Below are 26,572 nucleotides of genomic sequence, written 5' to 3' on the forward strand. Positions count from 1 at the left end.
GCATTTGCTTACATTATCGTGCATTACAATTCAAACCTACCTGAGCATCAACTTAAGAAAAACTGCGTCGTGGCATCAACTTAATCGGTTTTTCCCCAGGGATTTTCATTAAAGATTTTTTTGCAAATCCAACGCCAGAGCGCTTTTACAAAGCAATTTCAGGAAAAAATCCCGACGCATTGTCATAAAAATTTAACAATACCCCGAACCACAATTTTCATTTGGAAATTCAGCATTTTTGCCTGTAAAAAAAACTGACAAAACACTTGCGCTGTTGAATGTTTTGCCAGTCATGATCAATTGACCCAATCGAAAAATTGAAACTTCGTTTTTTTAATACAGAAAACCTACCTGGGAGAATGCGCCTTGGCTAGTGCTGCCCAAGCGCGGGCCTTGCGACTCGACAAATCAACTATTTCAACGATCTATGGTATAAAGCGCTGCGATTTAATCGTAGCGCTTCCATCATGCTTTGGAATACAAGCCGCGGAAGCTATGCCTAGAAAGCCAATCGGTAACGCTGTAGGTGTTAGTTAGTTTTGGATTAATAACAATATTGAGGGGGACAAATCATGATAGAACTTCTGGTAATCTTAGGGCTGGCAGTAGTCGGTTGGCTGGTCTGGAAAGGCAAACTAAAACTCAAGCCCATCGGCAAGACGCCGGAGAACAAACAGGCGACACCACCTCAACCAACTGCTTCCCGTGCAGCCAATTCCCCTTCGCAACCGAATACCGCGTCGCCAACCACTCCAATAGCGCAAGAAATCGAGACCCCGGTAGAGCCTCCCATCCAAGCGCCTGAACCAATTGCCGAACCCGCGCCACAGGCGCCAATCGTCACAGCAGTTACCGAAGAGCCGAGTACACTGACGAAAGAAGAGCCGGCAATCACAATACCGGAAGATTCAGTATTAAAACGCCATTATCTGGCAGCATTGCAAGCGGAGAAAGAGGCCCTCAGCAATCCCTATCCCACCGACTCCGTGCTGCGCCGTCACTACGAAACGCTGCACAAAATCGCATCGCCTCAGCATTCACAAGCGGTGGACGAATCAGCGCCCTCCCAGCCGGAAGCTGCGGCCCAGCCAGCCAGCCCTGTAGAAGCGGTTCGGCCTGAAGATTCGTCAGTGCAGACGCAGGACCTTGAGCAATTACGCCGCGAAATTGCAGCCGAATTGCCAACACCGCCTACCGACTCGGTGTTGAAACGTCACTATGACAGCTTACTGCAAACCAAACTGCAACAACGGCTAGCCTCACAATAGGCACTGAGAAATCTCGGCAGGTTTCAACAGCCGCCCATACGCCAGGACGCTATGGGCGGTCGTCCCGCGAAAGAGTTGCCTAGGCGGTATACCTTCAAAGCCCATTAAACTTCCTGGTAAGCCCCCAGCAAATATGGGTATGTTGGCGCTACAGATTTTTGACAATCCGATGAATAACGGTATGCTGCGCGAATGTTTGTCTATGCATCTTGATGGGGATACATAGACTTTAAGAAGCGCCATCCCAACGTTTACCACAAGCACAAGTAATTCGATAACTGACCGGCATCAGCATGAATGACATATACCAATTCTCGGCTACTAACATTAACGGCGAAACTGTCGCTTTGGCAGATTACCGCGGAAAAGTGCTGCTAATCGTCAACACCGCCAGTCGATGCGGCTTTACCCCGCAGTTCCGTGGATTGGAAGCGCTGTACCAGACCTATAAAAGCCGCGGCTTAGTGATCCTGGGGTTTCCGTGTAATCAATTCGGCCAGCAGGAACCAGGCGATAGCCAAGAAATTGCCAGCTTTTGCGAACTGAACTATGGCGTTAGCTTCCCCATGTTCGAAAAAATCGACGTCAACGGTAACCACGCACATCCGCTGTTCGAGTATTTGAAAACCTCAGCCCCGGGCATCCTGGGTTTAAATGCCATTAAATGGAATTTCAGTAAATTTCTGGTCGGCCGAGATGGCAAGGTTTTTAAACGCTATGCGCCGATAGACACGCCGGCAGGTATCAGTAAAGACATAGAACGCTTACTGAGTTTGAGCGACGCCCCCGTTAAGGCGTAGCAAAACTTTTCACCCAGTCGCCCGGCCTTACTGTACCGGCAACCGCCGAAGAATCAAGAGTACCCGCCGCCGTAGCAGCACTAACGTCGGTTATCGTCAAGATACCTTGCGACTCACCCAAACCCGCTCCCGCCGTACCACCGGCGGACGCCGAATAAATCATCAGCTTATCACCAACTCTGATTTTATCCTGGGCGCCGGCGGCAATCACGATCCGGTTGTTGCCGGCTTGTATCACCCGGGTGGTAAAGGGATAGCAGCCGAATAATTTGTGAATATCTTCACTGGCCTGCTGAATGATCTCGCTGATGGCGTGACCGGCCGACGTGGAGTTGAAACGCTCGCTACCCACCGTATAGCCGCTCGGCAGCGAGACGTCGCCCAGGATGGAATCGGTATAACGATGTTGAAACAGCAAGGCACCGCTAAAACCGTCGTAAACAAATACGTCAATCCCGACGCTGCGGCGGGCCACGAAATCCCTGACCATCGATTTTAAATCCGCCAGAGCGCCGCTACCACGCACGTATTCTGTAGACTCCACCCGAAAATCGCGAATCACGCCCGATAACACGAACTGCGCGTTCTGTTGCTTGGCAATATTCAGAATAACCGACTCACCACCACCCTCGGCAAAGCGAATCTCCGGTGCCATATCGGGCCGGCTATATAAAGAGGTGTTGGTCAGATTACGGCCGATAAAGTCGCCGGTTTCCATCAGCTGATTATTAATTTCCCTAGGGATGCCGCTGTATAAATCCTGGCTTTCGGTACCGCTGATTTGATCGGCATTCATGACCGGAAAGCCGGTGGCGACGATTTTCTTCCGATACGGCGAACCGCAACGCTGCTTATCGGACAACACAGCCAGCACTTGCACATGGTAGAGATCGGCATCCTGCCATTCGTCGACCACCTTAATATCACTAACCAGCATCGCCGAGTTATTGTTGCGTTTGAGCTGCAAGGATGCCTGATGCACCGCATCGTCGATAGCAGCGCGACGGGCTGCTTCGATACCGCCGCCAACGATTGGTGCACTGCCTTGCACGCTAACCTGGTGGCCGGACACGGCAACGCCATTCTCATCGCCGCGCCGCTTACTATTGCCGCTGCTGCATGCAGCCAGCAAGGCGATCAGTAACACTGTTAGCAAGCTTTTATAAGGCACTATAAAATCCGTTGATCAACAAATACTGAAATATCGTTCGTAAACCCGTGTTGGCAATCCATTCCACGTCGTAAAGACCGGCTTCAAGCAAGGTATCGTCTACGACATTGGGCTTTTTGGAAAAGCCTGCCACATAATATTGATCGCTACAATCGCGTGTCCCGCAGGCCAGGTTGGCGGAGGTCACCGTTGCTGTTTTATAACCCAACCGCGTAAACGCCAGCTTATTATCTTCCTGCAGACACTGGCCAACGACATAGGTATCGCCGGACATACATTGGTAAAAACGCGGGCTAAGACGCAATTCCAGCGTTGTTTTTAAATTGTCTCTGACAGTCCGATAATCGGCGGCACGCGCTTCGCGTAAATAACTATCCAGATAAACCCGGTAGACCTCGTCACGCATCACTTGAGCGCCGACCGTGGTTTGATTGCCCAATTTTTCTTGATACAGCAAATCCGCCAAGCCGCGATAGGCATCCAGTTTGGCAGCTTGTTGCGCTTGTAACCAGCGTTGATTGACCGCCAGCTTGCCGCTATCGTCGAAACGGCTATAACCGCTAGCGCGCAGGGTTTTGCCGGCTGACTGCGACGGCGCCTCGGCACTTTTACCGCCCACGGACGCGCACCCCGTCGCGACTGCCATGATCAACAGCAAACAGATTGTCTTAAACGCTTTCATAACCCCTCCTCCTACTCGCCTAAGTCATCGACTACTTGGGCTTTTTCTTGAGGGCGGATGACAAATTATGCCCTTGAGCCGCTTGAAATTGCTTTCAGCAAATCGCGGCAAAAACTAACCGTGCGTCTTGTCGCCAGCCACTGACCAGAGTTTTTCCAGCTGATACAGTTCGCGGGCCTGACCGGTCATCACATGCACGATCACATCACCCAAATCCAACAAAATCCAATCGGAACTTTGATCGCCTTCCAATCCTAGCGGCTGCTGCCCCTGCTCCTTGACCTTTTCCACTACATAATCACACAGCGATTTGGCGTGCCGAGACGAGGTACCGGTGGCAATGACCATATAATCGGTAATACTGGTTTTGCCACGCACATCGATAGTCTTGATGTTAAGGCCTTTGCGGTCGTCGAGCTCGGTTTCGACCAGCTTAAGTAATGCTTCTGTTTGCATTCAATTTCCTGTGTGATGAATGAGGGGTTGATATAAATGATGCCTGCGAATCAATTCGATGACCCGGTCGGGCAGTAAAAATTGTGGATCGCGTCCGGCCGCCACCAGTTCGCGGATTGCGGTAGCGGAAATCGCCAGCGCGGTGACTTCCTGGAAGGTTAACAGTCCTGCATTCTGCCGGCTTAATTGGGCTCGGTCTTTGGCGATTCGTTGTTGTAAAAACGCCGATAGCGCCGATCCGGCATAGCCGGGTCGAGTCATCACCACGATGTGCGCATAATCGAATAAACGTTGCCATTGATGCCAGCGCTCCAAACCGGCAAAGGCATCGGCGCCGATAAACAACAGCAAAGGCGTATCGCCCATTTCGTTGCGTAAGGAATGCAGCGTATCCACCATATACGATGGCCCCGCCCTATCCAACTCGCGCCGATCAACGCTAAAGCCGTGAGTATCGGCGACGGCGACTTCCAGCATTTGCAAACGCAGGTGCGCCGGCACGTCGGGTTCGTCTCGGTGCGCCGGCATCCGGCAAGGAATCAAGCGCAGCTGCTCCAATTCAAACAGCTCTTTCACTTCCAGCGCGGTGCGCAAATGGCCGTAATGGACCGGATTAAACGTGCCGCCGTAAACCCCGATCATTATTGGCGGATATGCCCGTCGCCCAACACGATAAATTTCAACGAGGTCAAACCATGCAAGCCAACCGGGCCGCGCGCGTGCAACTTGTCGGTGCTGATACCAATCTCCGCACCCAAACCGTATTCAAAGCCGTCGGCAAAACGGGTAGAAGCATTGACCATCACCGAGCTGGAATCCACTTCCCGCAAAAAGCGCCGCGCCAAGGTGTAATCCTCGGTGACGATGGCCTCGGTATGAGCCGAGCTGTAAGTATTGATATGCGCTATCGCCTCGTCGATGTCGGCGACAATCTTGATGGACAAAATCGGCGCCAGATATTCGGTATGCCAATCTTCTTCAGTCGCGCGTACAGCGTTTTTGATCAAGGAACAGGTTTTCAAGCAACCGCGCAGTTCCACGTTTTTGGCCGCATATTGTTCGGCCAAAATCGGCAACACGGTCGCGGCAATGCTTTCCGCCACCAACAAAGTCTCCATCGCATTGCAAACGCCGTAACGATGGGTTTTCGCGTTCATCGCTATCGCCACGGCCTTATCAAGATCGGCCTTACCGTCGATGTAGACATGGCAAATACCATCCAGATGTTTGATGACCGGGATGGTGGCTTCGCCACTAATCCGTTCGATCAGGCTTTTGCCGCCACGCGGCACGATCACGTCAACATAATCCTGCATCGTAATCAGCTCGCCGACTGCGGCCCTATCTGTGGTTTCCACCACTTGCACCGCTTGCTGCGGCAAACCGGCAGCCGCCAAACCGCTGGCGATGCACACCGCAATCGCGCGATTGGAATGAATCGACTCGGAACCGCCACGTAAAATACAGGCGTTGCCCGACTTCAAGCACAAGGCCGCCGCATCGACAGTAACGTTAGGCCGCGATTCGTAAATAATCCCGATCACACCCAAGGGCACGCGCATTTGCCCCACCTGAATCCCGCTGGGCTGATAGTTAAGATTGGTAATTTCCCCAACCGGATCGGGCAGCGCGGCAACCTGCTTCAGGCCTTCTATCATGGCTTGGATGCGGGCTGGTGTCAGTTCCAGACGATCCAGCGACGCCGGATCCATACCGTTCTGTTTGCCGGCTGCCAGGTCTTTGCGGTTTTCGCTGGCTATCTCGGCGCTACCGGCGGCGATAGCCTCGGCAATTTTCAATAAAGCGCTATTTTTCCGCCCGCTCTCGGCCTTGCTGATCTCGCGGCCGGCCGCTCTGGCCTGTTGCCCCAATTGCTGCATGTACTGTTTAACGTCCACAATTATCGACCCGATGAATTGGAAAAGCCGGCATTATAGCAAGCCGGGCCAAGTTACAACGAATGCGGCAAATTCAGCGCCCGTTCCCGCCATAGATTCGACCCTGCGCGACAGGCTTAAATGCGAGCACTTCCCATTGCCAAGCCAGAACCGAGCTCGTAGACTGCAACCCTGGATTAACACCCACTTTATTCAAAGGTACCCTGAAATGAGTCAGCTTTTTTCGCCGTATTCCCTCGGCACGGTTACGCTGCCCAACCGTATCGTCATCGCGCCGATGTGTCAGTACTCGGCAGTCAACGGCGAAGCCAGCGATTGGCATTTAATGCACCTGGGCAATTTGGCGATGTCCGGCGCCGGCTTGTTGATTATCGAAGCCACGGCCGTGGAGCCGGAAGGCCGCATCTCACCGGCCGATCTCGGCCTCTGGTCGGACGACACCGAAGCCGCTTTGGCCCGGGTGTTAACTGCGGTGCGACAATATTCGCAGATACCCATAGCGATTCAGCTGGCGCACGCCGGCCGCAAGGCCTCCACCGCCGCACCCTGGGACGGCGGTGGCCTAGTCAATATCGAACAGGGCGGCTGGCAGACCGTGGCACCGTCGGCACTCGCTTTCATGCCGGACGACCCCGCGCCGACTGCGCTCGATGCCAGCGGATTGCAACGCATGGTGCAGGCGTTTGTATCTGCGGCAAAGCGCGCGCATAAGCTAGGGCTCGATGCCATCGAGATACACGCCGCCCACGGCTATTTGCTGCACGAATTTCTCTCGCCCTTATCCAATCAGCGTGACGACGAATACGGCGGCTCGCTGGAAAACCGGATGCGTTTCCCGTTGGCGGTATTCGACGCGATGCGGGCTGCCGTGCCTATGCAAATGCCTATCGGCGTAAGAATTTCCGCGACCGATTGGGTGGACGGCGGCTGGGACTTAGCGCAAAGTGTGATCTTTGCTAAAGCCTTGCAAGCACGCGGCTGCGCATTTATCCACGTCTCCAGCGGCGGCCTATCGCCTTTGCAAAAAATCCCGGTCGGCCCCCATTACCAAGTGCCGCTGGCGGCGAGCATCCGCGCCGCAACCGGCCTGCCTACCATCGCTGTCGGCCTGATCACGGAAACGGAAGACGCCGAAGCTATCGTCGCCGACGGCCAGGCTGATATGGTGGGTTTGGCGCGCGGCATACTCTACGATCCGCGCTGGCCCTGGCATGCCGCCGCCAAACTGGGCGCGCAAGTCGCAGCGCCGCCACAATACTGGCGCTGCCAGCCGCGCGAACAAAAGGCTTTATTTGGCGACATTCGCTTTCGGCAGCGCTAAGACTTTGAATAGCTTAACCAAGTCAATCAGTCACATAATAAATTCGCCCATGCAGCTGTAGCCGGCTGTATTTAAACATTGGATATTCATGCGTTTTTTAGGCACTGCAAACCCCGCGTTTCTAAAACTGTTAACTTTTCGCGTGCTCATCGTGCTGGCCTATCAAATCGTGGCGATTGTGGTGGGCTGGCATATCTACGAACTGACGCACGACCCGCTGGCCTTGGGTCTGATAGGCCTGGCCGAAGTGGTCCCGTATTTTTGCAGCGCGCTGTTTGCCGGTTACGCTGTCGATCATTACTCACGGCGCTGGTTTGCGATTTCGGCCTGTATGCTGCTCTGTCTCAATGCCCTGACCTTGACCGCGGTCGCGGCGCATTGGATTCCCGACAATCCGGTCGTTTTGATTTACGGCTCCATAGCCGTCACCGGCGTGGCACGCGCCTTTATCGGCCCATCTTACAGCGCACTGTTCGCCTTGGTTTTGCAACGCGAACACTATGCGCGGGCAGCAGGCCTCGGGAGCTCGGTGTTTCAGTTTGCTCTGGTAGCCGGCCCGGCACTGGGTGGCGTTCTGGTCGGCTGGGCCGGTAAGACTGTCGCTTACGGCACATCCGGTGGTTTATGCGTACTGGCCGCGCTGGCTTTGCTGTCCTTACGCATCAAGGAACCGCCAGCGGCGGAAAGCGCGCCGATTTTTACCAGTATCGCCGAAGGTTTGCGTTTTGTATTCAATAACCAGATCATCCTGGGCGCGCAGTCGCTGGATATGTTTGCCGTGTTGTTTGGCGGCGCGGTCGCCATGCTGCCGGCCTTCATTCACGACATATTTCATTACGGCCCGGAAGGTCTGGGGATTTTACGTGCAGCGCCCGCCGTTGGCGCGGTGATGACCGGCTTGTTTCTAGCCCGGCATCCCCTCAACAAGCACGCCGGACGCTGGTTGCTGATCGCCGTAGCCGGCTTTGGCTTTTGTATGATCGGCTTTGCGCTTTCGACGAACTTCTGGGTGGCAGGCCTAGCTTTACTATTTTCCGGAATTTGCGACGGGGTATCGGTGGTGATGCGTACCACCATCATGCAATTGGCCACGCCGGATACCATGCGCGGCAGAGTCGCGGCGATCAACGGCATATTCATCGGCTCGTCTAACGAACTCGGCGCGTTCGAATCCGGGGTTGCCGCGCGACTGCTGGGCTTGGTGCCGTCAGTAGTGTTTGGCGGTGGTATGACGCTGTTGGTGGTGGCGGTTACGGCTAAATGCGCGCCTAAACTACGCAGGCTGGAGCTTAATCAGCTCCAGTAATCTTCGTGTCAATTGCCCAAAACAGCGGTTTTATTCAGACTTTTTTCCGCGCATCAATAAAAAACCCGCGCCAATCGTGGCTACCACTAAAACCACCGTTAAGATCGGATGTTGATAAAACATATCAAAAAACGCACCGGTGCTTTGCGATGTACCTCTGTAATACGGCCCCATAATTCCTCCCACATTATCAATTAATGATTTGCTCGCAGCCAATACGACTTCTGAGGTACCAAATCTACCCTGGAAATCAGCGTTGTCCAATTTTGTGAGCACTGAAAGCGCTTGCACTCCTTCCTATCATGATCGAACCGAGCTCCGCCTGGGTTTGGTCGAACACCTCACCCAATTCAAAGCTATGCATTAAAATTTATTACGGCTGCACAAGCTCGACTCAATTGAAAGCAGCCAACGCTTCATTACAAACCAATTATTGAGGTGTTTATCCTGCTCATCTGAGCACACTAGCGCCTTTAAAAAGGACGAGCAAACTGCACCAGCCCAACTATCAGCTGAGGTAATCTCGCACAGCCCGCCGAAATCGATCTGCCAATTTACGCTTTAATAATCCCCGAGTATTAAAAATACTGAACTAAATGCGATTGTTTACCGTCAATTCACACGAGAAGCCTTTACCAAAATAAAAAATATCCTGATAACACGGAAATGATGCTCACAGATTATTCCGAGTGTCGACGGTTTTCGACTTACTTAAATGTATAGATTGCAAGGGGGACGCATGAAAGAAAAATTACGTCAAATTATGGACTTTTTCCTGTTAGGCGTTTTCGCGGTTTTACCGATTTTGGTTGTCATCCAAATCGTGGTGCTGATAGAGCGCTTGTTACGGGATACTTTTTTAAGTGTCCACGGCTATTATGAAAATTATTGGATAACCTTGTTATTATTTGCCGTTACGATTTTAGGTTTAATATTCCTAGGCTTCAGAATTAGAAACGGCAAAACGCATATGTTTTCCGTATTGGAATCTTATCTAGAGAAACTGCCCGTCTTGCGTACCGTTTATCGAGTTAGCAAAAAGCTCATCGGCATATTTTCCGGAGACGGCCAGGATAAACCACGCGAAGTCGTTTATGTCGAATATCCTAAAGACGGCGTTTGGGTTCCTGCTTATGTCACTAATAAACTGGATAGGCTTTATGTGCTTTACGTCCCCACCTCGCCAAATCCGACATCAGGATTCACAGTAATGGTTGATGAATCCAAGATCGTCAGATCGACGATGAGTTTTGAAGAGGCATCCAGCTTTGTCATCAGCGTCGGCGTTGATTTTGCGAAATTGCACGATGCAGCCTCAAAACTGCTGCCCATAAAATAATAAAAAAATATTTTTTACTTCACTTTATGATCGGAAAATAGTCTTAAAACCAAAAGGGTCCGCTATGAAAATGCTAAGTTTTAGTTTTATATTGGGATTAGCTCTTCTGTATTTCATGAATCTGGCAATCTTAAAAACCGCCATACTCAGCTCCGAATGGAGTATTCACGCCGGCACACGATTCTTAGTGGGCTTTTTTATCATGGGCGTGAGCTATTTCTACGCCAAATCGTTAAGCTTTAAGACTACCCTAAAACTGATCCTTATCATTGTTACATTGGATTACTTATACGATTACTATATCGAGGCTTATCGCTTAAACTTCGAAATAATATTGCATGGCATTTATATGTTGGTATGGGGCGCTTTGATGGGTTATCTGGCAGCAAGATATTGGCAAAATCGGCAGTAAAACCTTCTGGTCACCACTAAACAAAATGAATGCTGTTATCGACATCATTCAAAATTATATTGAATATACCCCGACCCTCATATTCGGCATTTTGTTAGTAGCCGGCTTTAATATTCCGGTTTCGAAAGACGGCATATTGTTTATTGTCGGGGCTGTATAGAGATTATCGCCAATAAGCTGATCGGCATCGAACAAGCCCAGTCCGACTACCAAGATCAAAAGGTATCGATATGACCATGATGAGCGCTTTTGGTCATACTCGCATCCGTGAGTGGTTATTGAGCAGCTTTACCGTAAAAGTGCTGATGAATAGTCACAAGCCGCTGTTGTTGCGGCTAGCCCCGCAGCACGCGGCTTCGTCAATCCTGGAATGACGATGCGGTTGAATTTTTTTATAATCAGGGAAATTTAATTGGCAGGCTTCATTCACTTAATCAACGTTACTTGGACAAAAGGACCTATATGGCATTGCCGGACCCGTCACTGCAAAGCAGGAATTTGCCTTTGGATTTTTTTAGAGGTTTGGCGTTGATGGTGATTTTTATTAACCACATGCCGGATAACCCTTGGTTTTGGTATACCCCTTCTCGATTCGGCCTCAGCGACGCAGCAGAAGTGTTCGTGTTTTCATCCGGCTTTGCCTCCGCGCTGGCCTACGGCCGCTGCTTTGAACGCGCCGGACTCTGGCTGGGACTGGTTCGCGTCCTGCACCGATGCGTGCAAATTTACAGCGCACATCTGGCTTCTTTTGTACTGCTGGCTGTGGTTTGCGTCGTTGGTAATCGCTGGGTGCCGGAAATGGATGATATTCAACGTCTGAACATAACCTATTTTTTCGACGCCACCCAACAAGCGCTGTATGACTTGTTCACCTTGGCATATGTACCCAATTATTTCGACATCCTACCGCTGTATCTACTAGTGATCGTTTGGCTGCCTATATTCTGGCTAGTATCCCGTTTGCATGTCGGTATGGCTTTAGCGTGTTCGGTCACCCTGTATTGGGCCAGTTATTACTACGGATGGGAACTGAGTGCCGACCCAGTGAGTGGACGAAAATGGTATTTCAATCCCTATAACTGGCAACTGATGTTTTTTACCGGTTACGCCTTCGGCGCCGGCTGGGCCAAGGTCAGTGTAAAACACGGCTGGCTGTTAGCGGTTTGCCTCGGGCTAGTCCTGGTTTCAATTCCTTTGGAGCATGAGGCCACGTATACCCGGATTAAATTCTGGGGCGAGCTTCGCGCTAACTTGACGCCCTGGCTGGACAAAAGTCATTTGGGGGTGTTGCGTTGGTTGCATTTACTCGCGCTGGCTTATCTGATGTATCGCTTGTGCCATTGGCGATCACAATGGCTACACAGTCCGGTGCCGCGTGCCGTTGTCATTATGGGTCAACAATCTTTACCGATTTACCTGTGTTCCATGGTGCTCTCGTATGCGGGGGGCATCTGGCTGGACCACCTTGGGCGCGACGAATGGTCCGCTGCGGCCTTGGTCAATCTCAGCGGCTTAGGACTGATGTTGCTGGCCGGCCAAACGATGTCCTGGCTGGATACTAAGCCCTGGAAAATTTCTCAGCCGGAAAGATTCGCCCAAAGCGATAACAGCTATTATTTCGAGCCATTTATACCCCGGTATCGCTGGGTTAACCAAGCTTTAGCACTGCCCTGCTTGATCGGTTTAGCCGCGCTGCCAGCGATGTTGACCCACTCACAACCGTCCGGCATTGTGGCCACGCCAGACCTTGCCGTGCAGTTACGGGAGCCTGATAAGGAGGCTTTACAAACAGTGGAAACGCTGTCACCAGAAACCGAAGCCGATAAAGTGATCGACAGCCGGCAACAGCTTTAAACGATTTTAAGCTCATGGAAGCCCAAGCCGTTCATCAGTTTTTCTTGCAGTTAATGGTTATTCTGCTGACCGCTCGGCTGTTTGGCGAATCGTTCGCGCGGCTTAAAAGCCCACCAGTCGTAGGCGAACTGTTGGCCGGTGTTCTTCTTGGCCCCAGTTTTCTGGGTTGGATGGAACCTAGTCAGGTCATCAAATTATTGGCGGAAATCGGCATCATTTTGCTGTTGTTTGAAGTCGGGCTGGATACCGACATACGCCAATTAGCAAAAAGCGGTTGGCAGGCTTTGTTCGTCGCGGTCAGCGGCTTTCTGTGGCCATTCGTGTTCGGTTTCAGTCTCAGCCATTGGCTGTTTGATCGTAACTTGCTGGAATCGCTATTTATCGGCGGCACCCTGACCGCCACCAGTATCGGTATTACTGTCCGCGTGCTTACCGATTTAAAACGTCAGCACAGCCGGGAAGCACAGGTGGTATTGGGCGCGGCGGTGATTGACGACATACTCGGCGTCGTGCTGCTGGCCGTACTGTACGATTTTTCGCAGGTCGGACAAATCAACGCAGCCAATGCCCTGCAAGTCATCGGCTTTATCGCCATGTTCTTTGTTTTGGCGCCGTTGTTTGCTAAAGCTATTTCCTTGCTGATCCGGCAATTTGCCAAAATCAGCCAGACCGACGGACTCATCCCCACGCTGATTGTCTCTCTTGTGCTGTTTTTCGCCTGGTTAGCCCACGAAATGGGCGCCCCGGAATTGTTGGGCGGGTTTGCCGCGGGACTAGCGCTTTCACGGCGCTTTTTTCTGCCGTTTGCTATGGCGTTGCATGAAGATCCGGATTTTACCGGGCGTATCGAAGCTCAGATGCGGCCTATCATCCACTTATTCGTGCCGATATTTTTCGTGATGGTCGGGCTTTCGTTGAATCTGCGTGAAATCGATTGGGCCTCGCCGTTCATATGGTGGTTTTCCGCCAGCCTGTTGGCTGTGGCTATACTCGGTAAAATGCTGGGTGCCTTAGTGCTGCGAGGACCTTGGACTGAGCGCCTGGCTATCGGTATTGCCATGGTTCCACGCGGCGAAGTCGGCCTGATTTTTGCCGAGCTCGGCCGCACATCAGGTATTATGGTCAACGAAGTTTACGCGGCGCTGATTATTGTCATAGCCATGACCACCCTGTTTGCGCCCATGTTATTAAAAGGTTTTTACCGCTACGTGAAATAAGTCGATTGCTCTATTTCTTAGCGGTATTAACCTAGGTCGACGGGGCAAACCAACGTCGTCCACGGAGCGAACCATGCTAGAACACGGAGATACCGGACGCCTGCATATCGTCTTGATCAGCATCCACGGCCTGATACGTGGGCATGATTTGGAATTGGGCCGCGACGCCGATACCGGTGGGCAGACCAAATATGTCGTGGAATTAGCCAAAGCCTTGGCGAAACAGCCACAGGTCGAGCGGGTGGACTTGATTACCCGGCGCATCGTCGACAGCGACGTCAGCGACGATTACGCAGAAGCCGTCGAAGCATTGGCGGAAAACGCGCAGATCGCGCGTATCGATGCCGGTCCGGAAGGCTATATCCGCAAAGAAGAGCTTTGGGATCATCTGGACAGCTTCGCGGATAATCTTTTGAGTTGGCTGCATCGTCAGCCACGCTGGCCGGATGTGTTGCACAGCCATTATGCCGACGCCGGCTATGTTGGCGTGCGACTGGCGCATTTGACAGGTTTGCCGTTGATTCATACCGGCCATTCCTTGGGGCGGGACAAGTGCCGTAGGTTGTTGGCACTGGGCCTGGCAATGGAGGAAATCGAGCAGCGTTATCACATTTCCCGGCGCATTAATGCGGAAGAAGATACGCTGAGCAATGCCGAGTTGATCATCACCAGTACCCGCAACGAAATCGAAGACCAATACGAACTTTACGATTACTACACCCCGGAGAAGATGGCGGTCATTCCGCCCGGCACGGACCTCCAGCAATTTCACCCGCCCAGCGCCAAAACCGCGGATTCGGCGTTTGCCGTATCACTCAATAAATTCTTGTACGAAGCGGATAAGCCGATGATTTTGGCCTTGTCCAGACCCGACGAACGCAAAAACATTGTCACCTTGTTGGAAGCCTACGGCGAATCGCCGCGTTTACAGGCGATGGCTAACCTGGTGATCGTCGCCGGCAACCGCGACGACATCCGGGAAATGAACGACGGAGCGCAAGGCGTGTTGACCGAATTGTTGCTGGTGATCGATTGTTATGATCTGTACGGCCAGGTTGCGCTACCCAAGCACCACAGCGCGGACGAGGTCGCGGAGATTTATCGTCTGGCGGCGGCAGCCAAGGGGATTTTCATCAATCCAGCCCTGACCGAACCGTTTGGACTGACACTGCTGGAAGCGGCCGCCAGCGGCCTGCCGCTGGTGGCCACCGAAAACGGTGGCCCGGTCGACATCATCGGCAACTGCCATAACGGGTTGTTAGTGGACCCGCTGGACAAAACCGCGATTGCCGAGGCCTTGCTGAGCATACTAGACAATCCCGAGCGCTGGCGGACACTGTCCGCCAACGGACTACGGAATGTCGCCCGCTATTATTCCTGGGAGGCGCATACTCAAGCCTATCTACAAAAACTGCAGCCGCTGTTGCAACATTTCGAACGTCTGCCGAAAACGCCGCCGGTGGGAAAAGTGGGCCGGCTGCGGCGGCAGGCGATTTTTACGGCGATGGACAACACGCTGTTGGGGGATGACGAGGGATTGGCACAATTCGTCAACTTGATCAGGGAGAAGCGACGAAAGTGTCTGTTCGGTATCGCCACCGGACGCCGGCTGGATGCAGTTTTGGCGATTTTGAAGCAAAAGCGGATTCCCAAGCCGGATATTTTGATCACCAGCTTGGGTACCGAAATCTATTTCACGTCACAACTGATTGCCGATATAGCCTGGAGCTATCATATCGATCATCTGTGGACGCCACAGGTGCTGCGCCGTGTTCTCAGTGGTCTGCCCGGTTTGACACCGCAACCCAAGGAAGAACAAAGCCGCTTCAAGATTTCCTATTATTACGATAGTGAGCGTGCGCCGCCGATGGACGAGATTCTGACCTTGTTGCGTCAAAAGGAATTGTCGGTGAATCCCACCCTGTCATTTGGGCAGTTTCTGGACATCGTACCGGCGCGAGCCTCGAAAGGACAGGCATTGCGATATGTTGCCCGGCAATGGAATATTCCACTAGAGCGCATCCTGGCGACGGGCGGCTCCGGCGGCGATTGCGACATGGTGGCAGGCAATACGCTGGGCGTGGTGGTCGCCAACCGCCATCGCGAGGAATTGGCGAATTTGTCCGACATAGAACAAGTCTATTTCGCCGAGCGGTCAAATGCCTGGGGCATACTGGAGGCCATCGAACATTATGATTTCTTCGATCTCTGACAAAGCTCCAGTGTCATGCAGACGCGTATCCTGATTTGCACCGACTTGGATCGTACCCTGTTGCCCAACGGCAGCCAGCCGGAATCGCCGGGTGCGCGCGACATTTTCCGGCGCTTGGTTGCGCGCCCCGAGGTGACGTTGGCCTATGTCAGCGGCAGGCACCGCGAACTGGTCGAGGAAGCCATGCTCGAATACGATTTGCCGTTACCGGATTGGATCATCGGCGACGTCGGCACCACGATCTACAGAGCGGGCTCCACAGAATGGCAGCATTGGACCGCCTGGGAAGACAATATCAACAGCGACTGGCGTGGTCTGATGGCCAAGGACTTGCGGCCCTTGTTTGACGATTTGCCGGATTTGCGCGTGCAGGAACAGGCCAAACAAAACCGTTTCAAACTTAGTTATTATCTGTCGATGCAGTGTGATACTGAGGCTTTGCGCCAGGAAATGGCTAGTCGGCTGGAGGCTCAAAACCTTGCGGCCAGCCTGATTTACAGCGTGGACGAAGCCTCGGCGACCGGTTTGCTGGATGTGCTGCCGGCCCGCGCCACCAAGCTGCACGCCGTGGAATTTTTGATGCGGCATCAGGGCTTCGATATTGGCGATACGGTATTTGCCGGCGACAGCGGCAACGATCTGCCGGTGATTGTCAGCCGGATACCGTCGGTGCTGGTCGCCAATGCTGACCGTGCCGTGGTCAAACAGGCGCAAATCTTGATTGAGCAAAACAGCAACCAGGTGGCTTTTTATCTGGCGCGAGGCGGCTTTTTGGGCATGAATGGCAATTACAGTGCGGGTATACTCGAAGGCATCGCCCATTATCTTCCGAAAACCCGGTACTGGATGATGGAGACCCATGAAGATTGATCGCAGTATGGCCGTTTTCTGCACCTTACAGTTCAAGCGTCTTGCAGACAACGGCATGATGCAACAATTGCTGCGGGGCTACTAAGCTCGCAATGGGCGCCAATGCCCATCCCAGTTTCGCATTCGTTACGCCATGTTGCCACATTAACTCGAACAGGTTACGGTCATGTACGAACAAGTTTCCCACTCGCTCTTGAACGCCATTCTGGATGATCTGAAGCCGGAGATTCGGCGCCAGGATCTTCGGCACTTCTACACCCGGCTGGGTGCTAATTTTTATGCGATTTATTCGCTGTTTTTCAACTTATATGGTCACCGCGAGGATTTCAAGGCACAAATGCTGCGACTGGTGGAAACCATGGCCAAGGGCTATATTGATCGATCCGCCGAGTTGGAACGGGTCGACATCGAACGCGAACAGAATCACAACTGGTTTCTGTCGCAGAAATGGGTGGGCATGGCCCTGTATACCAATGGTTTCGCGGACAATCTGGCTGATCTGGCCACCAAGATCTCGTACTTTCAGGAACTTGGCATCAATTTGGTGCATATCATGCCGATTCTGATGTGTCCGACCGGTAAGAGTGACGGCGGCTATGCAGTCAGCGATTTTCGGCAAATCGACGACAGGTTGGGCGATTTGAATGATCTGCGGCGGGTGGCTGAGGAATTCAGGAAACGCGATATCCTGCTGGTGTTGGACATCGTCATGAATCATACCTCCGACGAACACGACTGGGCTGCCAAGGCGGTCGAGGGCGATAAGCGTTATCAGGATTACTACTTTGTTTTCGACAATCGGGAAATTCCCGATATGTTCGAGCAGACCATGCCGCAAATTTTCCCGGAATCAGCCCCTGGCAACTTCACCTGGAATGAGAAGATGCAGAAATGGGTGATGACGGTGTTCCAGCATTATCAGTGGGATTTAAATTACAGCAATCCAGAAGTCTTCATCGAAATGCTGGATATCATCCTGTTCTGGGCGAATCAGGGGGTGGACATCCTGCGGCTGGATGCCGTCGCCTTCCTGTGGAAGAAAATCGGTTCTTCCTGCCAGAACGAACGCAATGCCCATCTGATTCTGCAACTGATGAAGGATTGCTGTCAGGTCACCGCGCCGGGCGTGCTATTCATCGCCGAAGCCATCGTCACGCCGCTCGAAGTCATCAAATATTTCGGCGAGGACGCGATCATCGCCAAGGAATGCGAAATCGCCTACAACGCTACCTTGATGGCCTTACTATGGGATGCCATAGCCACGCAAAATACCAAATTGCTTTATCAAGGCGTCAAAAACCTGCCGGCGAAACTGGAACGAGCCACTTGGCTGAATTATGTGCGCTGCCACGATGATATAGGCTTTGGCTTTGACGACAACGACATCCGGGCCGCAGGATACGATCCCTATGCGCACCGGCAGTTTCTAGTCAATTATTTCAGCGGCCAGTTCGAGGCGTCGCCAGCCAGAGGGATGGTGTTCATGCGTAACGAAACCACCGGAGATGCCCGTATCAGTGGCTCGCTGGCGTCCCTGGCGGGACTGGAGGCGGGTCAGGAAATGAATGACCAGGGCTTGATCGATACCGCGATCAAAAAGATTCTGTTATTGCATAGCCTGATATTGTCTTTTGGCGGTATTCCCTTACTTTACAACGGCGATGCGCTCGGCGTCGTTAACGATTATGGCTACCGCGACGACCCCGGCAAAAGCGACGACAACCGTTGGATACATCGCCCAAAAATCAACTGGGACCGAGCGGAATTGCGCAAAAAACAAGGCACCACTGAATTTGCCCTGTTCAATGCGATAAAAAAAATGATCGCGATCCGTAAGGAAATCTCGGCGTTCGCCGACTTCAACAACCGGGAACTGGTCGAGGTCGATAACCCGCATTTGCTGTGCTTCATTCGTTTCAATCACGACCGGCCATCGGAACGCATTTTGGTCGTCGCCAATTTCGACGCCAACCCGCAATATCTTGATTTATATCTGCTCAGGAGTCGGGGCATCGATCCTTTTGGGCAATTCGTCGATTTGTACAGCGGCGGCAAGCCGGCGCAATATGATAGGCGGATGGTGTTGCAGGGTTATCAGTTCTATTGGTTGACGGAAATATAATCATTAGATCACCCGAGATTGACTGACCATGATCGCGTATATTGGCTGAATAGCCTGTAAAATCTGTAGTGGCATTGCTAATGATGCGGATTATGTTGCCCACGCTTTTACCGTTAGCTCGAGAATAAACGGTCGCTTGTTCGATGCTAAAATCCAAGGGACGGAGCCCACCAAGCTTTAGTGATGATTATGAAACTGAACTCTGTTTTTCTCCCACTCTTACCGACAATTTCTGTCTTACTCTGCACGCTGCTGCTATGGTCGCCTGTATGTCGTTCCGCTGCAGATTTTCTGAAAGTGGATGGCGCGACTATCAAAGACAATCATGGTATGGGTAAGGAGGTTCATCTTTACGGCACCAACCTGGGTGGCTGGCGGGGGCATGAACCCTGGATGTCGCCATTAGCCGGCGCGTCAAATGAATGGGATGCGCGAAATATTCTTAACAAGCGTTTTGGTAAGGATGCCGTCTGGGAGCTCTACCAAGCTTATTGGGATTCATGGATCACGGAAACCGATTTTAAGAACATCGCCGCCGCCGGTCTCAACTGTATCCGATTGCCCATCTATGCGCTAAACCATATGGATGACGGGGGCAACTGGCGACTGGACGATACCGGTGCCATTGATTTATCCAGGATTGAGTGGACCGTCAACAAAGCTCGGGAATATGGGCTGTACACCATCCTTGATCTGCATGGTGCGCCGGGTTCACAAAACGGAGCCCATCACTCAGGCCGGCAAAACGGCAAGCTGCTTTATTCCACTCCGCTCTATCAGAATCAACTGGTAGAGTTTTGGGAAACCCTTGCCATGCGTTTTAAAGACAATGCGGGTGTAGCCGGTTATGACCTGCTAAATGAACCCTCGGAAACCTTTCCCGGCGCGATGGGGGCTGAGGTGGTCAATCTATATGATCGCCTGTATCACGCTATCCGGGCGATTGATCCCGACCATATCATCATTATGGAAGCCATCTGGTGGTGGAATACCCTGCCGAATCCTCAAGAAAAAAACTGGGAGAACGTCGTCTATTCTCTGCACTATTACCAATGGCAAAACAATGAAGACTTCATGGTGATGAAGAATGCCGTGGACGGGTGGATTCAGGACGCGAAAAAATGGGGTGCGGAATATAACGTACCGCATTTTATAGGGGAGTTCACGTTGTTCGGCAATCCCGAATCCTGGAATTACGGCCTTCAGCAATTTACAGAGTCCGGCAGCCATTGGACTACCTGGTCGTATAAGGTGTTGGGCCGCAATAATTGGGGCATGTACAACACCGCAGAGCAGAATAGCAATGTTGCCAATATTGCTACGGATGATTTCAACACGATCAAGTACAAATGGAGTCGATGGAACACACCGGACTATTTTTCGCCCAATCCTACAGTGATCGAGGCCATGCAAAAAGCAACCTTAGGCCGAAACCTGAAACGCCCCACTCAAACCGTTACCGCTAAATCAGAAAATCAGGCTGAACAAGAGATTATTTCCGGCGTTAATTTAAATATAGCGGTAACGGAATGAGCTTGAAACGGGCCGGGTTATCGATGGTGTTTGCATACCACCCTACGAGTGCACTCTTATCCTTTCCGCGAGGAGAGGAAACAGCATAACGGAAATCATCGCAGCACTGACCAGAACCGCGGCGCGATCCGGAGACATCAAGCCGGACGAGACCCCAATTTCAGTGATGATGACAATCATGGGCAGGCCGGTGGCGGAATAAAGGGCAAAAGGCAGCCTGTCTTTTTTTGATAAAACTTGATGGTAAAGCAGTATCGGAGCGCCACGAATCAGGATCAGCAGGCCCAATAAACAGATAATCTGCACGGGAACCAACGGATTCGCCCAAAGCGCACTGACATCAAATTTCATCCCGGAGACGATGAAGAAGATGGGTATTATGAAGCCATAACCGATGGCATCCAATTTCTGATGCAGAATCACGCCATGGTCGCCTTGGCTGGCAAGGCTGACCACCATGCCGGCCGCGAAGGCTCCGATCACCACATTCAGCCCGAACTCGCCGGCCAAAACCACTAATAACGCTTGGAGCGCAATGCAGATTCTCACCGGCAATTGGCCACTGCTTTGCATGGTTTGAGCCAGGAGATTGATTAAAGCAGAGGATCGCGCATTGATAGCCGTATCCGCAATCACAAAGGTAATCCCCACGAAGGCCACGATGAACACAGTATGCAAAAAGGTACTATGGGTCGGGATGATCAGTAAGGAGACAACCATGAGCGGGCCGAATTCTCCCATCGCCGCAGCCGAGAGAAGCAGCTTGCCAAAGTCCGAATTCAAAATGCCCTCGTCGCGCAGGATCGGCGCCAATATTCCCAGCGCAGTGGTCGACAAGGCGATGGCAGCCAATAAGGGCGGCGCCTGAATCAGGCCGATGGCATGCACAAAAAACATGCACACCATGGCTACCGTAAACGACAGAAACCAGCCACCAATCGCCAGCGCTAAGGGTTTGCCGTGAATTTCGCCGAGATTAATTTCCATGCCCACCATAAACAGCAAAAACGTCAGGCCTAGCTCGCCCAACATGCCCACTAAACCGTCAGGGGATACCCAATTGAAAATATGCGGGCCAATCAGCATTCCCAAAAGCATTTCCACCACCACCACCGGCATACGCAGGCGAGTGGGTAATCTGGCGAGCAAAGGCGCGAAAGCCGCCACCAAAGCAATGACAAATAGCGCTATTCGGTAAGATTCCATAACTGTCTCCTGATGGGGCGGGTTGGCAATGTGGGGAGTATCAAGCGTTTTCAATGAACCATTCACTGAATCCGTTCTTTTCGCAAATCGTTTTCCAACAACGCTTCATAAACGGGCGGGCACCCCAACCAATTCGCGATTAGCAATGCGGTAAAACAGGCGGTGAATAGCGGCAAAATCAACGCGTAATCACCGGTCATCTCGATGATTAACACAATGCCGGTCAAGGGCGCTTGCACCACGCCACTAAAATACGCCGCCATACCGACTACGGCAAATAATCTGGGGTCTACATCTAATGCGGGGAAAGCCAGTTGGGTGGACACACCGACACCCCACCCCAACAGCGCACCCAGCACCAGGATCGGCATAAAAATTCCCCCGGCCGCGCCTGAGCAGGAACTGCCAATAGTCAACACGAATCGGCTGATAAATAACAGTCCGATGGTCTGCAATGTGAGTTCTTGACCGACGAGAATATCATTCACGAAATCATGCCCACCGCCCAATAACTGCGGTGCATACCAAGCTGTGGCAGTCAACCCGCCAGCCAAGATTAGCCACCAGATCGATCTTGACCAAGGTCCCAGGGTGATCAAGCGCTGTCCCCACAATAAAGTATGGGTAAACAAGCCAGCCAACAGGGCTGATAACAAGCCCAAAGCTACGAAGGCAATGAGCTGACTAAGCGGCGCAGCAGCGACATGGGCGAAATGGAAGACTGATTGTTGCCCAAGTGCTAAGCGGCAAACCATATCAGCGGTCAGACAGGCAATGGCGGCGGTAATGAATTCAAGCGACGAGCAGCGCCTTTCAAGTTCTTCCAGTACAAAGGTCAAGCCGGAAAGCGGAGCATTGAATGCCGCCGTGAGGCCGGCACCGCCGCCGGCAGCGATCAAAATCGTATGATAGTGCTTACCATCTTTAGGCCAAATATCGGCTAACCCTTGCCCTATAGAGCTGCCCATGTGCACACAGGGACCGGCCCGGCCAACCACTAGGCCGCCAACGCTGCCAATGACCATACTGAAGAACTTGGTAAGCAGCACCCGTACCCAACGGAAGTGCCGGTGCCCAATCAATACCCCCTTAATATGGGGAATGCCACTACCGCTTGACTCGGGTGCAAATTGCCTGACCATTCCGGCTGAGATACTCACGGTGACTAGCGCTAACCCCAGAACCATGCCCATGCCAAGGTGGCTGTTCTGATGGGAAAAGTCGAAAAATTTATGTCGAAATGCTTCGGCGCTATTCATCGCAAAATGAAATGCTACCGAAGTTCCGCCGGTCAGTAAGCCGAGAACGATTGCTTGGGGTATCAAACGGTTCCGCTGCCGGTTAAGCTCCGCCGCTGACGCCGGCTGGTGTTCTGATAAGTCACATTTCAACAACCTTCTCCGGTTCAGGTGGGGGAATTTACGTTTATCGGGCTCACGACACAGTAAGTAATTTCCAATGGCCGTGAATTAGGTTGCGGCTCGGGTTTTAGATAATCCTGGTCTTTTTAAATGCATTGAGGAGCAGCAGAAATCGATCAGGCCGTTAGCATTTTAGTGATGACTCAATGTTGAAGCAAACAATGTTTGCATGAACATATTGCCGCAAAAAATCACCTATCCTAATCATGTGTATTGCGGAGACTATCGTCTTCTACAGCTTATTGTGAATGGTGTTGCCAGGGGACAGAACAACATCGCAAGAGGATATTTTGTCGCCTATTTTAGAGTATTAGGGTGTCGAGCCACTCGCCCCTGATTGCGATAATAAATGTCTGAGCAAGACAATCTATGCGGGTCCGTTTCAAAATCATGTCCGCGGATACTTCGGGTTGAATTATCGGAGCTGATTGTATAGGGATGCGACTTAGGGCAATGTACGTGCGTTTGCTTGTTACTGTCAGCAAGGCGTTTTGATTGACTAGATTGAGCTACTGGCTGCGGATTGTGCTGTTCGCAACCGAAGATACATAGCAAACTGACAAGAAATAGCACATCAACATAAAGCATGTGGCTCATAAAAACACCAAGGGTTTGGTGACGTTCGGACTAGCTGAGTAATCGCGATATTAGGTACACCATTAAAAACAACTAAACTCGGCTACCATTAGGATTCCATACTTTCCGACGCCTCGTAGACTAACAATTCCACTAAATCATTGAACTCAGTGATCAGTGTGATACCGGGCTCCTCAAGCAGTTTGGGCAACTTCGGATCGATGACGAAGGCATTGTCCGCTAGCCGCAACATTTCCAGGTCATTAAGGTTATCGCCGACCGCCCAGATCAGTTCGACAGGGGGCAGTGTTTTATCAGTCAAGAAGCAACGCAAAACATTGCTTTTACAAATGGAAGTCACTGCATCACTTTCGTCAGGCAAGAAAGCCGGATTGATTTGAAGTTGCCCATTGCAGACGCTTCCCTCGAAGGTCAAGGTATGAGCCAAGGCAAAATCAGCAAATATGCGGCGTCTGATGATATCGGCAGCAACAAAATAGCTGTCGCTGACTATGCCGACCATGAAACCGGCTCGCCTTGCCTGCTTGACGAATTCGATGACGCCAGGACGAATTTCCATTGTACGAGCCACCTGTTCGAATTGCTGCTTGTGAACAAAGCGAAACAACTCGGCTATCCGCTCGCTACGGGTTATGGCATCGTCGTGGGGCGTATCCAGCAATTGCATCAGTGCCGTTTCATTTCCGGTATTGCGCGCCAGTTCCAGCGCAAAGCGCGAGGGCGTTATGGTGCCGTCCATGTCCAGCAAGACCAGGGAGCGCCGACCCTTGCGCAAGGTCAGTACATAGTCAATGCTAGCCGCGACTTGGCGTTGGCTCTCATACATGGCTATCACCTGTTCAACGTGCAGACGTCCCGCCAGTTTGGCGCGGTTAAAAATGACGCGGCTGACTTCATTGGCCATCAGCGATAAGTCTTGCAGCGGCTGGCTATCATGTTCTAACGAACCGATATCGACTTCTGCCAGATGGGCACCGGCCAAATGCGCGTCAAGCAATAAACCGGCATCCACGCCATAACCATCTTCGAAGCTTAGCGTTTGCAGCAGGCATTTGCGCGCAGCGATGATGCCGCCCAGCGGTTGGGATAGATAAGCTAGTTCGGGAAAAAAGACCTTTAGCATCGGTTTTGCGGTGAGTTCCGTCACCCGGCCACCGCCACGACCGAAGCGGGCTTTGACAAAGTCCGCGCTTTCATTGAGCAGCGGCAAACAAAGGCTGGTGACAATACCGGGACGCAAATTCCTCAGATCACCGTCCAGGTAAACGACCAGATCATGAGCGGCTGCCGCCGCACCGTCACGCATCGACGCGCCTTTGCCTAGCATACTGCTGGTCAGAACCTGGGCGCCTGCCTGTTGCGCCAATATTGCTGTGTTGTCTATGGAGCTATCGTCGACGACAATCACTTCGGCCGTTGCCGGATCGGCCAGGGCGTAAGCGACCACTTCCCGAATGCGTTTGGCTTCGTTCAAAGCCGGTATCACGACGGTGGCGCAGGCGTTCGCTTCGCGGGGGAGATAGATTCGATTGGATTTCTGTCTCTTAACGGATACCCGGTGACCATATTTCGATTTCATACGTTATTCCTAGTCATTTGCGGCCTCGCAGTTGAGACCACGATTTTAGGCAATCCCTACTCAGCTTATCCCTGCGGCCACAGTGACATTCCGGACATCGGCAAAATTTATCGAGCTCTAGGCAGTCGTCGACGAAGATTGATCGATAGGGACCGCATCATGTCGAGCGCAACAGGATGCCAGCGACAATAGGGAGGCAAGGCAAATCCAGTAGATAAGCCGTCTCATGTGATTTTTTGAAAACATTCTAGTTTCGGATTCTATGCTGCTTTGTAAGTATTGCTACGGAAACCATGGGGACTTGAGCAAGCGCGAAACAGCATTTGTCTTTCTGTTTCGCGTCAACTCAAAAAGTTAGTTGGCAAGCTAAGTGACACAGATCAACTCAGGTTAAATTTTTGAAACCACATCAAGCCTTTTCACAACGGTTGATCGGCTCTTAGACTTGCCGAGGGCATTATAATAACCGCATAATGTTGATGCAAACAATGTTTGTGTAAACATATAAAGACAAACTTAGGAATCCTTGTTTTCTCCATGAATTGTGTTTTAGCAGGTAACCACAAACTACGCACAAACCCTTGGAATCAACCTGACCACATTAACGCTTTGGTGGATAATGATGTCTTTTAATGGCAATTTTGCCGAACATAAATCGTAACGCAATGGACAAAACCGCACTGCAAACTCGGAAAACCGACGACTCCAAACAATGGCCTTATGAGGTCTTGAAACAGTTTCGCCTGATTTTTAAGGCTGTCCAACAACATTCCCAATGGGTCGAAACGCATTGCGGTGTCACCAGCGCGCAACTGTGGGCACTTTGGGAATTGTCAAAAACGCCCGGATTGAAGGTCACCGAGTTGGCTAAAGCGATGTCGATTCATCATTCCACCGCCAGCAATATGCTCGATAAACTCGCCAAGAAAGGTTTGATCCTGCGAGAACGCGTGAGTGAGGACCAGCGGGTCGTCACGGTGACTTTGACCCAGGAGGGTATTGAATTACTAAACCAAGTGCCCACCCCGCCTCAGGGCATACTGCAACATGCCTTATTTGACTTACCGGAAAATGTTCTCAAGTCTCTGGCCAAGAATCTGGATGTCCTTGTCCAAGAGATGAAAATCAAGGATGACGAGGCGGCTATGCTGCCGATTAACGCGCTGCCTAAAAAACCGCTTTCCCCTAGAAAGAAGGCATGAGCATTTCGACCTATCCCGCAGCTATAGCAACAGGGTTTGCTTTTGTGACATCAATACGGAATATTGATACCCGAGAATAACCAGTGGCTCAGAAGACAATCGCTGC

The 26,572-nt window shown here is 51.8% G+C and carries 23 protein-coding genes; 14 read left to right on the forward strand and 9 right to left on the reverse strand.

The features are described 5' to 3' along the window. Nucleotides 1–572: 572 nt before the first annotated feature. Both QLH52_RS08480 and QLH52_RS08485 read left to right on the forward strand, forming a co-directional pair. Nucleotides 573–1,268 (forward strand): hypothetical protein, encoded by a 696-nt coding sequence (locus tag QLH52_RS08480; RefSeq protein ID WP_319961234.1) that lies wholly within the window; start codon nt 573–575, stop codon nt 1,266–1,268. Nucleotides 1,269–1,561: 293 nt separating this feature from the next. Next, entirely contained in the window at nt 1,562–2,068 is a 507-nt protein-coding gene (locus tag QLH52_RS08485; protein ID WP_033157028.1) for a glutathione peroxidase, read from the forward strand. Here QLH52_RS08485 and QLH52_RS08490 read toward each other — a convergent pair. The 5 genes from QLH52_RS08490 to QLH52_RS08510 form a co-directional block, all read right to left on the reverse strand. Continuing rightward, a complete protein-coding gene (locus tag QLH52_RS08490) occupies nt 2,058–3,239 on the reverse strand; it encodes a flagella assembly protein FlgT middle domain-containing protein (RefSeq protein ID WP_319961235.1) in 1,182 nt (393 codons plus the stop codon). The two genes, QLH52_RS08485 and QLH52_RS08490, sit on opposite strands and share 11 nt — an antisense overlap. Then, a complete protein-coding gene (locus QLH52_RS08495; RefSeq protein WP_319961236.1) occupies nt 3,229–3,921 on the reverse strand; it encodes a hypothetical protein in 693 nt (230 codons plus the stop codon). Before QLH52_RS08495 ends, QLH52_RS08490 begins: the two co-directional genes overlap by 11 nt. A 114-nt stretch (nt 3,922–4,035) precedes the next feature. Continuing rightward, nucleotides 4,036–4,377, reverse strand: coding sequence for a ribosome silencing factor (gene rsfS, locus QLH52_RS08500; protein ID WP_033157031.1), 342 nt, complete (start codon nt 4,375–4,377; stop codon nt 4,036–4,038). Next, complete coding sequence (gene nadD / locus QLH52_RS08505) at nt 4,378–5,019, reverse strand: nicotinate-nucleotide adenylyltransferase (RefSeq protein WP_319961237.1); 642 nt, start codon at nt 5,017–5,019, stop codon at nt 4,378–4,380. It abuts the gene before it with no gap. Further along, nucleotides 5,019–6,257 carry a glutamate-5-semialdehyde dehydrogenase gene (locus tag QLH52_RS08510; protein ID WP_346015197.1) on the reverse strand — a complete coding sequence of 413 codons (1,239 nt, stop codon included), beginning with the start codon at nt 6,255–6,257 and terminating at the stop codon, nt 5,019–5,021. Before QLH52_RS08510 ends, nadD begins: the two co-directional genes overlap by 1 nt. Nucleotides 6,258–6,483: 226 nt before the next feature. On the opposite strand from QLH52_RS08510, the gene QLH52_RS08515 reads away from it, so the two are divergent. Beyond that, nucleotides 6,484–7,596, forward strand: coding sequence for an NADH:flavin oxidoreductase/NADH oxidase (locus QLH52_RS08515; RefSeq protein WP_319961238.1), 1,113 nt, complete (start codon nt 6,484–6,486; stop codon nt 7,594–7,596). 88 nt (nt 7,597–7,684) lie between these two features. Beyond that, a complete protein-coding gene (locus QLH52_RS08520; RefSeq protein WP_319961239.1) occupies nt 7,685–8,902 on the forward strand; it encodes an MFS transporter in 1,218 nt (405 codons plus the stop codon). Nucleotides 8,903–8,932: 30 nt separating this feature from the next. On the opposite strand, the gene QLH52_RS08525 is transcribed toward QLH52_RS08520, so the two are convergent. Beyond that, nucleotides 8,933–9,193: a hypothetical protein gene (locus QLH52_RS08525; protein WP_319961240.1), complete on the reverse strand. Its 261-nt coding sequence runs from the start codon at nt 9,191–9,193 to the stop codon at nt 8,933–8,935. A gap of 448 nt (nt 9,194–9,641) precedes the next feature. Here QLH52_RS08525 and QLH52_RS08530 point away from each other — a divergent pair, with 448 nt between their 5' ends. From QLH52_RS08530 to QLH52_RS08570, 9 genes are all read left to right on the forward strand, one after another. Next, on the forward strand, nt 9,642–10,241 hold the full coding sequence (locus QLH52_RS08530; RefSeq protein ID WP_319961241.1) for a DUF502 domain-containing protein: 600 nt from the start codon (nt 9,642–9,644) through the stop codon (nt 10,239–10,241). A 64-nt stretch (nt 10,242–10,305) separates the two neighbouring features. Then, nucleotides 10,306–10,653 (forward strand): hypothetical protein, encoded by a 348-nt coding sequence (locus QLH52_RS08535; RefSeq protein ID WP_319961242.1) that lies wholly within the window; start codon nt 10,306–10,308, stop codon nt 10,651–10,653. Nucleotides 10,654–10,889: 236 nt separating this feature from the next. After that, nucleotides 10,890–11,027, forward strand: a complete 138-nt coding sequence (locus QLH52_RS08540; protein WP_319961243.1) for a universal stress protein — start codon at nt 10,890–10,892, stop codon at nt 11,025–11,027. Nucleotides 11,028–11,157: 130 nt separating this feature from the next. After that, nucleotides 11,158–12,507, forward strand: a complete 1,350-nt coding sequence (locus tag QLH52_RS08545) for an OpgC family protein (RefSeq protein ID WP_319961244.1) — start codon at nt 11,158–11,160, stop codon at nt 12,505–12,507. Nucleotides 12,508–12,521: 14 nt separating this feature from the next. After that, nucleotides 12,522–13,724: a cation:proton antiporter gene (locus QLH52_RS08550; RefSeq protein ID WP_319961245.1), complete on the forward strand. Its 1,203-nt coding sequence runs from the start codon at nt 12,522–12,524 to the stop codon at nt 13,722–13,724. A 73-nt stretch (nt 13,725–13,797) separates the two neighbouring features. Further along, a complete protein-coding gene (locus tag QLH52_RS08555; protein WP_319961246.1) occupies nt 13,798–15,936 on the forward strand; it encodes an HAD family hydrolase in 2,139 nt (712 codons plus the stop codon). Nucleotides 15,937–15,951: 15 nt separating this feature from the next. Further along, on the forward strand, nt 15,952–16,806 hold the full coding sequence (locus tag QLH52_RS08560; protein ID WP_101052146.1) for an HAD-IIB family hydrolase: 855 nt from the start codon (nt 15,952–15,954) through the stop codon (nt 16,804–16,806). Nucleotides 16,807–16,972: 166 nt separating this feature from the next. Continuing rightward, complete coding sequence (locus QLH52_RS08565; protein ID WP_319961247.1) at nt 16,973–18,928, forward strand: alpha-amylase family glycosyl hydrolase; 1,956 nt, start codon at nt 16,973–16,975, stop codon at nt 18,926–18,928. A 189-nt stretch (nt 18,929–19,117) separates the two neighbouring features. Next, the gene (locus QLH52_RS08570; RefSeq protein ID WP_165385921.1) at nt 19,118–20,461 is read left to right on the forward strand and encodes a glycoside hydrolase family 5 protein; all 1,344 of its coding nucleotides are present in this window, start codon (nt 19,118–19,120) and stop codon (nt 20,459–20,461) included. A gap of 42 nt (nt 20,462–20,503) precedes the next feature. Here QLH52_RS08570 and QLH52_RS08575 read toward each other — a convergent pair whose 3' ends face one another. The 3 genes from QLH52_RS08575 to QLH52_RS08585 form a co-directional block, all read right to left on the reverse strand. Beyond that, nucleotides 20,504–21,667, reverse strand: coding sequence for a cation:proton antiporter (locus QLH52_RS08575; protein ID WP_319961248.1), 1,164 nt, complete (start codon nt 21,665–21,667; stop codon nt 20,504–20,506). A gap of 62 nt (nt 21,668–21,729) precedes the next feature. Continuing rightward, nucleotides 21,730–23,061 carry a H(+)/Cl(-) exchange transporter ClcA gene (gene clcA / locus QLH52_RS08580; protein WP_319961249.1) on the reverse strand — a complete coding sequence of 444 codons (1,332 nt, stop codon included), beginning with the start codon at nt 23,059–23,061 and terminating at the stop codon, nt 21,730–21,732. Between the two features lie 712 nt (nt 23,062–23,773). Next, nucleotides 23,774–25,264 (reverse strand): HAD-IB family phosphatase, encoded by a 1,491-nt coding sequence (locus tag QLH52_RS08585; protein ID WP_319961250.1) that lies wholly within the window; start codon nt 25,262–25,264, stop codon nt 23,774–23,776. Between the two features lie 665 nt (nt 25,265–25,929). Here QLH52_RS08585 and QLH52_RS08590 point away from each other — a divergent pair. Beyond that, nucleotides 25,930–26,466, forward strand: coding sequence for a MarR family winged helix-turn-helix transcriptional regulator (locus QLH52_RS08590; RefSeq protein ID WP_319961251.1), 537 nt, complete (start codon nt 25,930–25,932; stop codon nt 26,464–26,466). The last annotated feature ends 106 nt before the right edge of the window (nt 26,467–26,572 follow it).

The organism is Methylomonas defluvii, from assembly GCF_033949435.1.
GTDB lineage: Bacteria > Pseudomonadota > Gammaproteobacteria > Methylococcales > Methylomonadaceae > Methylomonas > Methylomonas defluvii.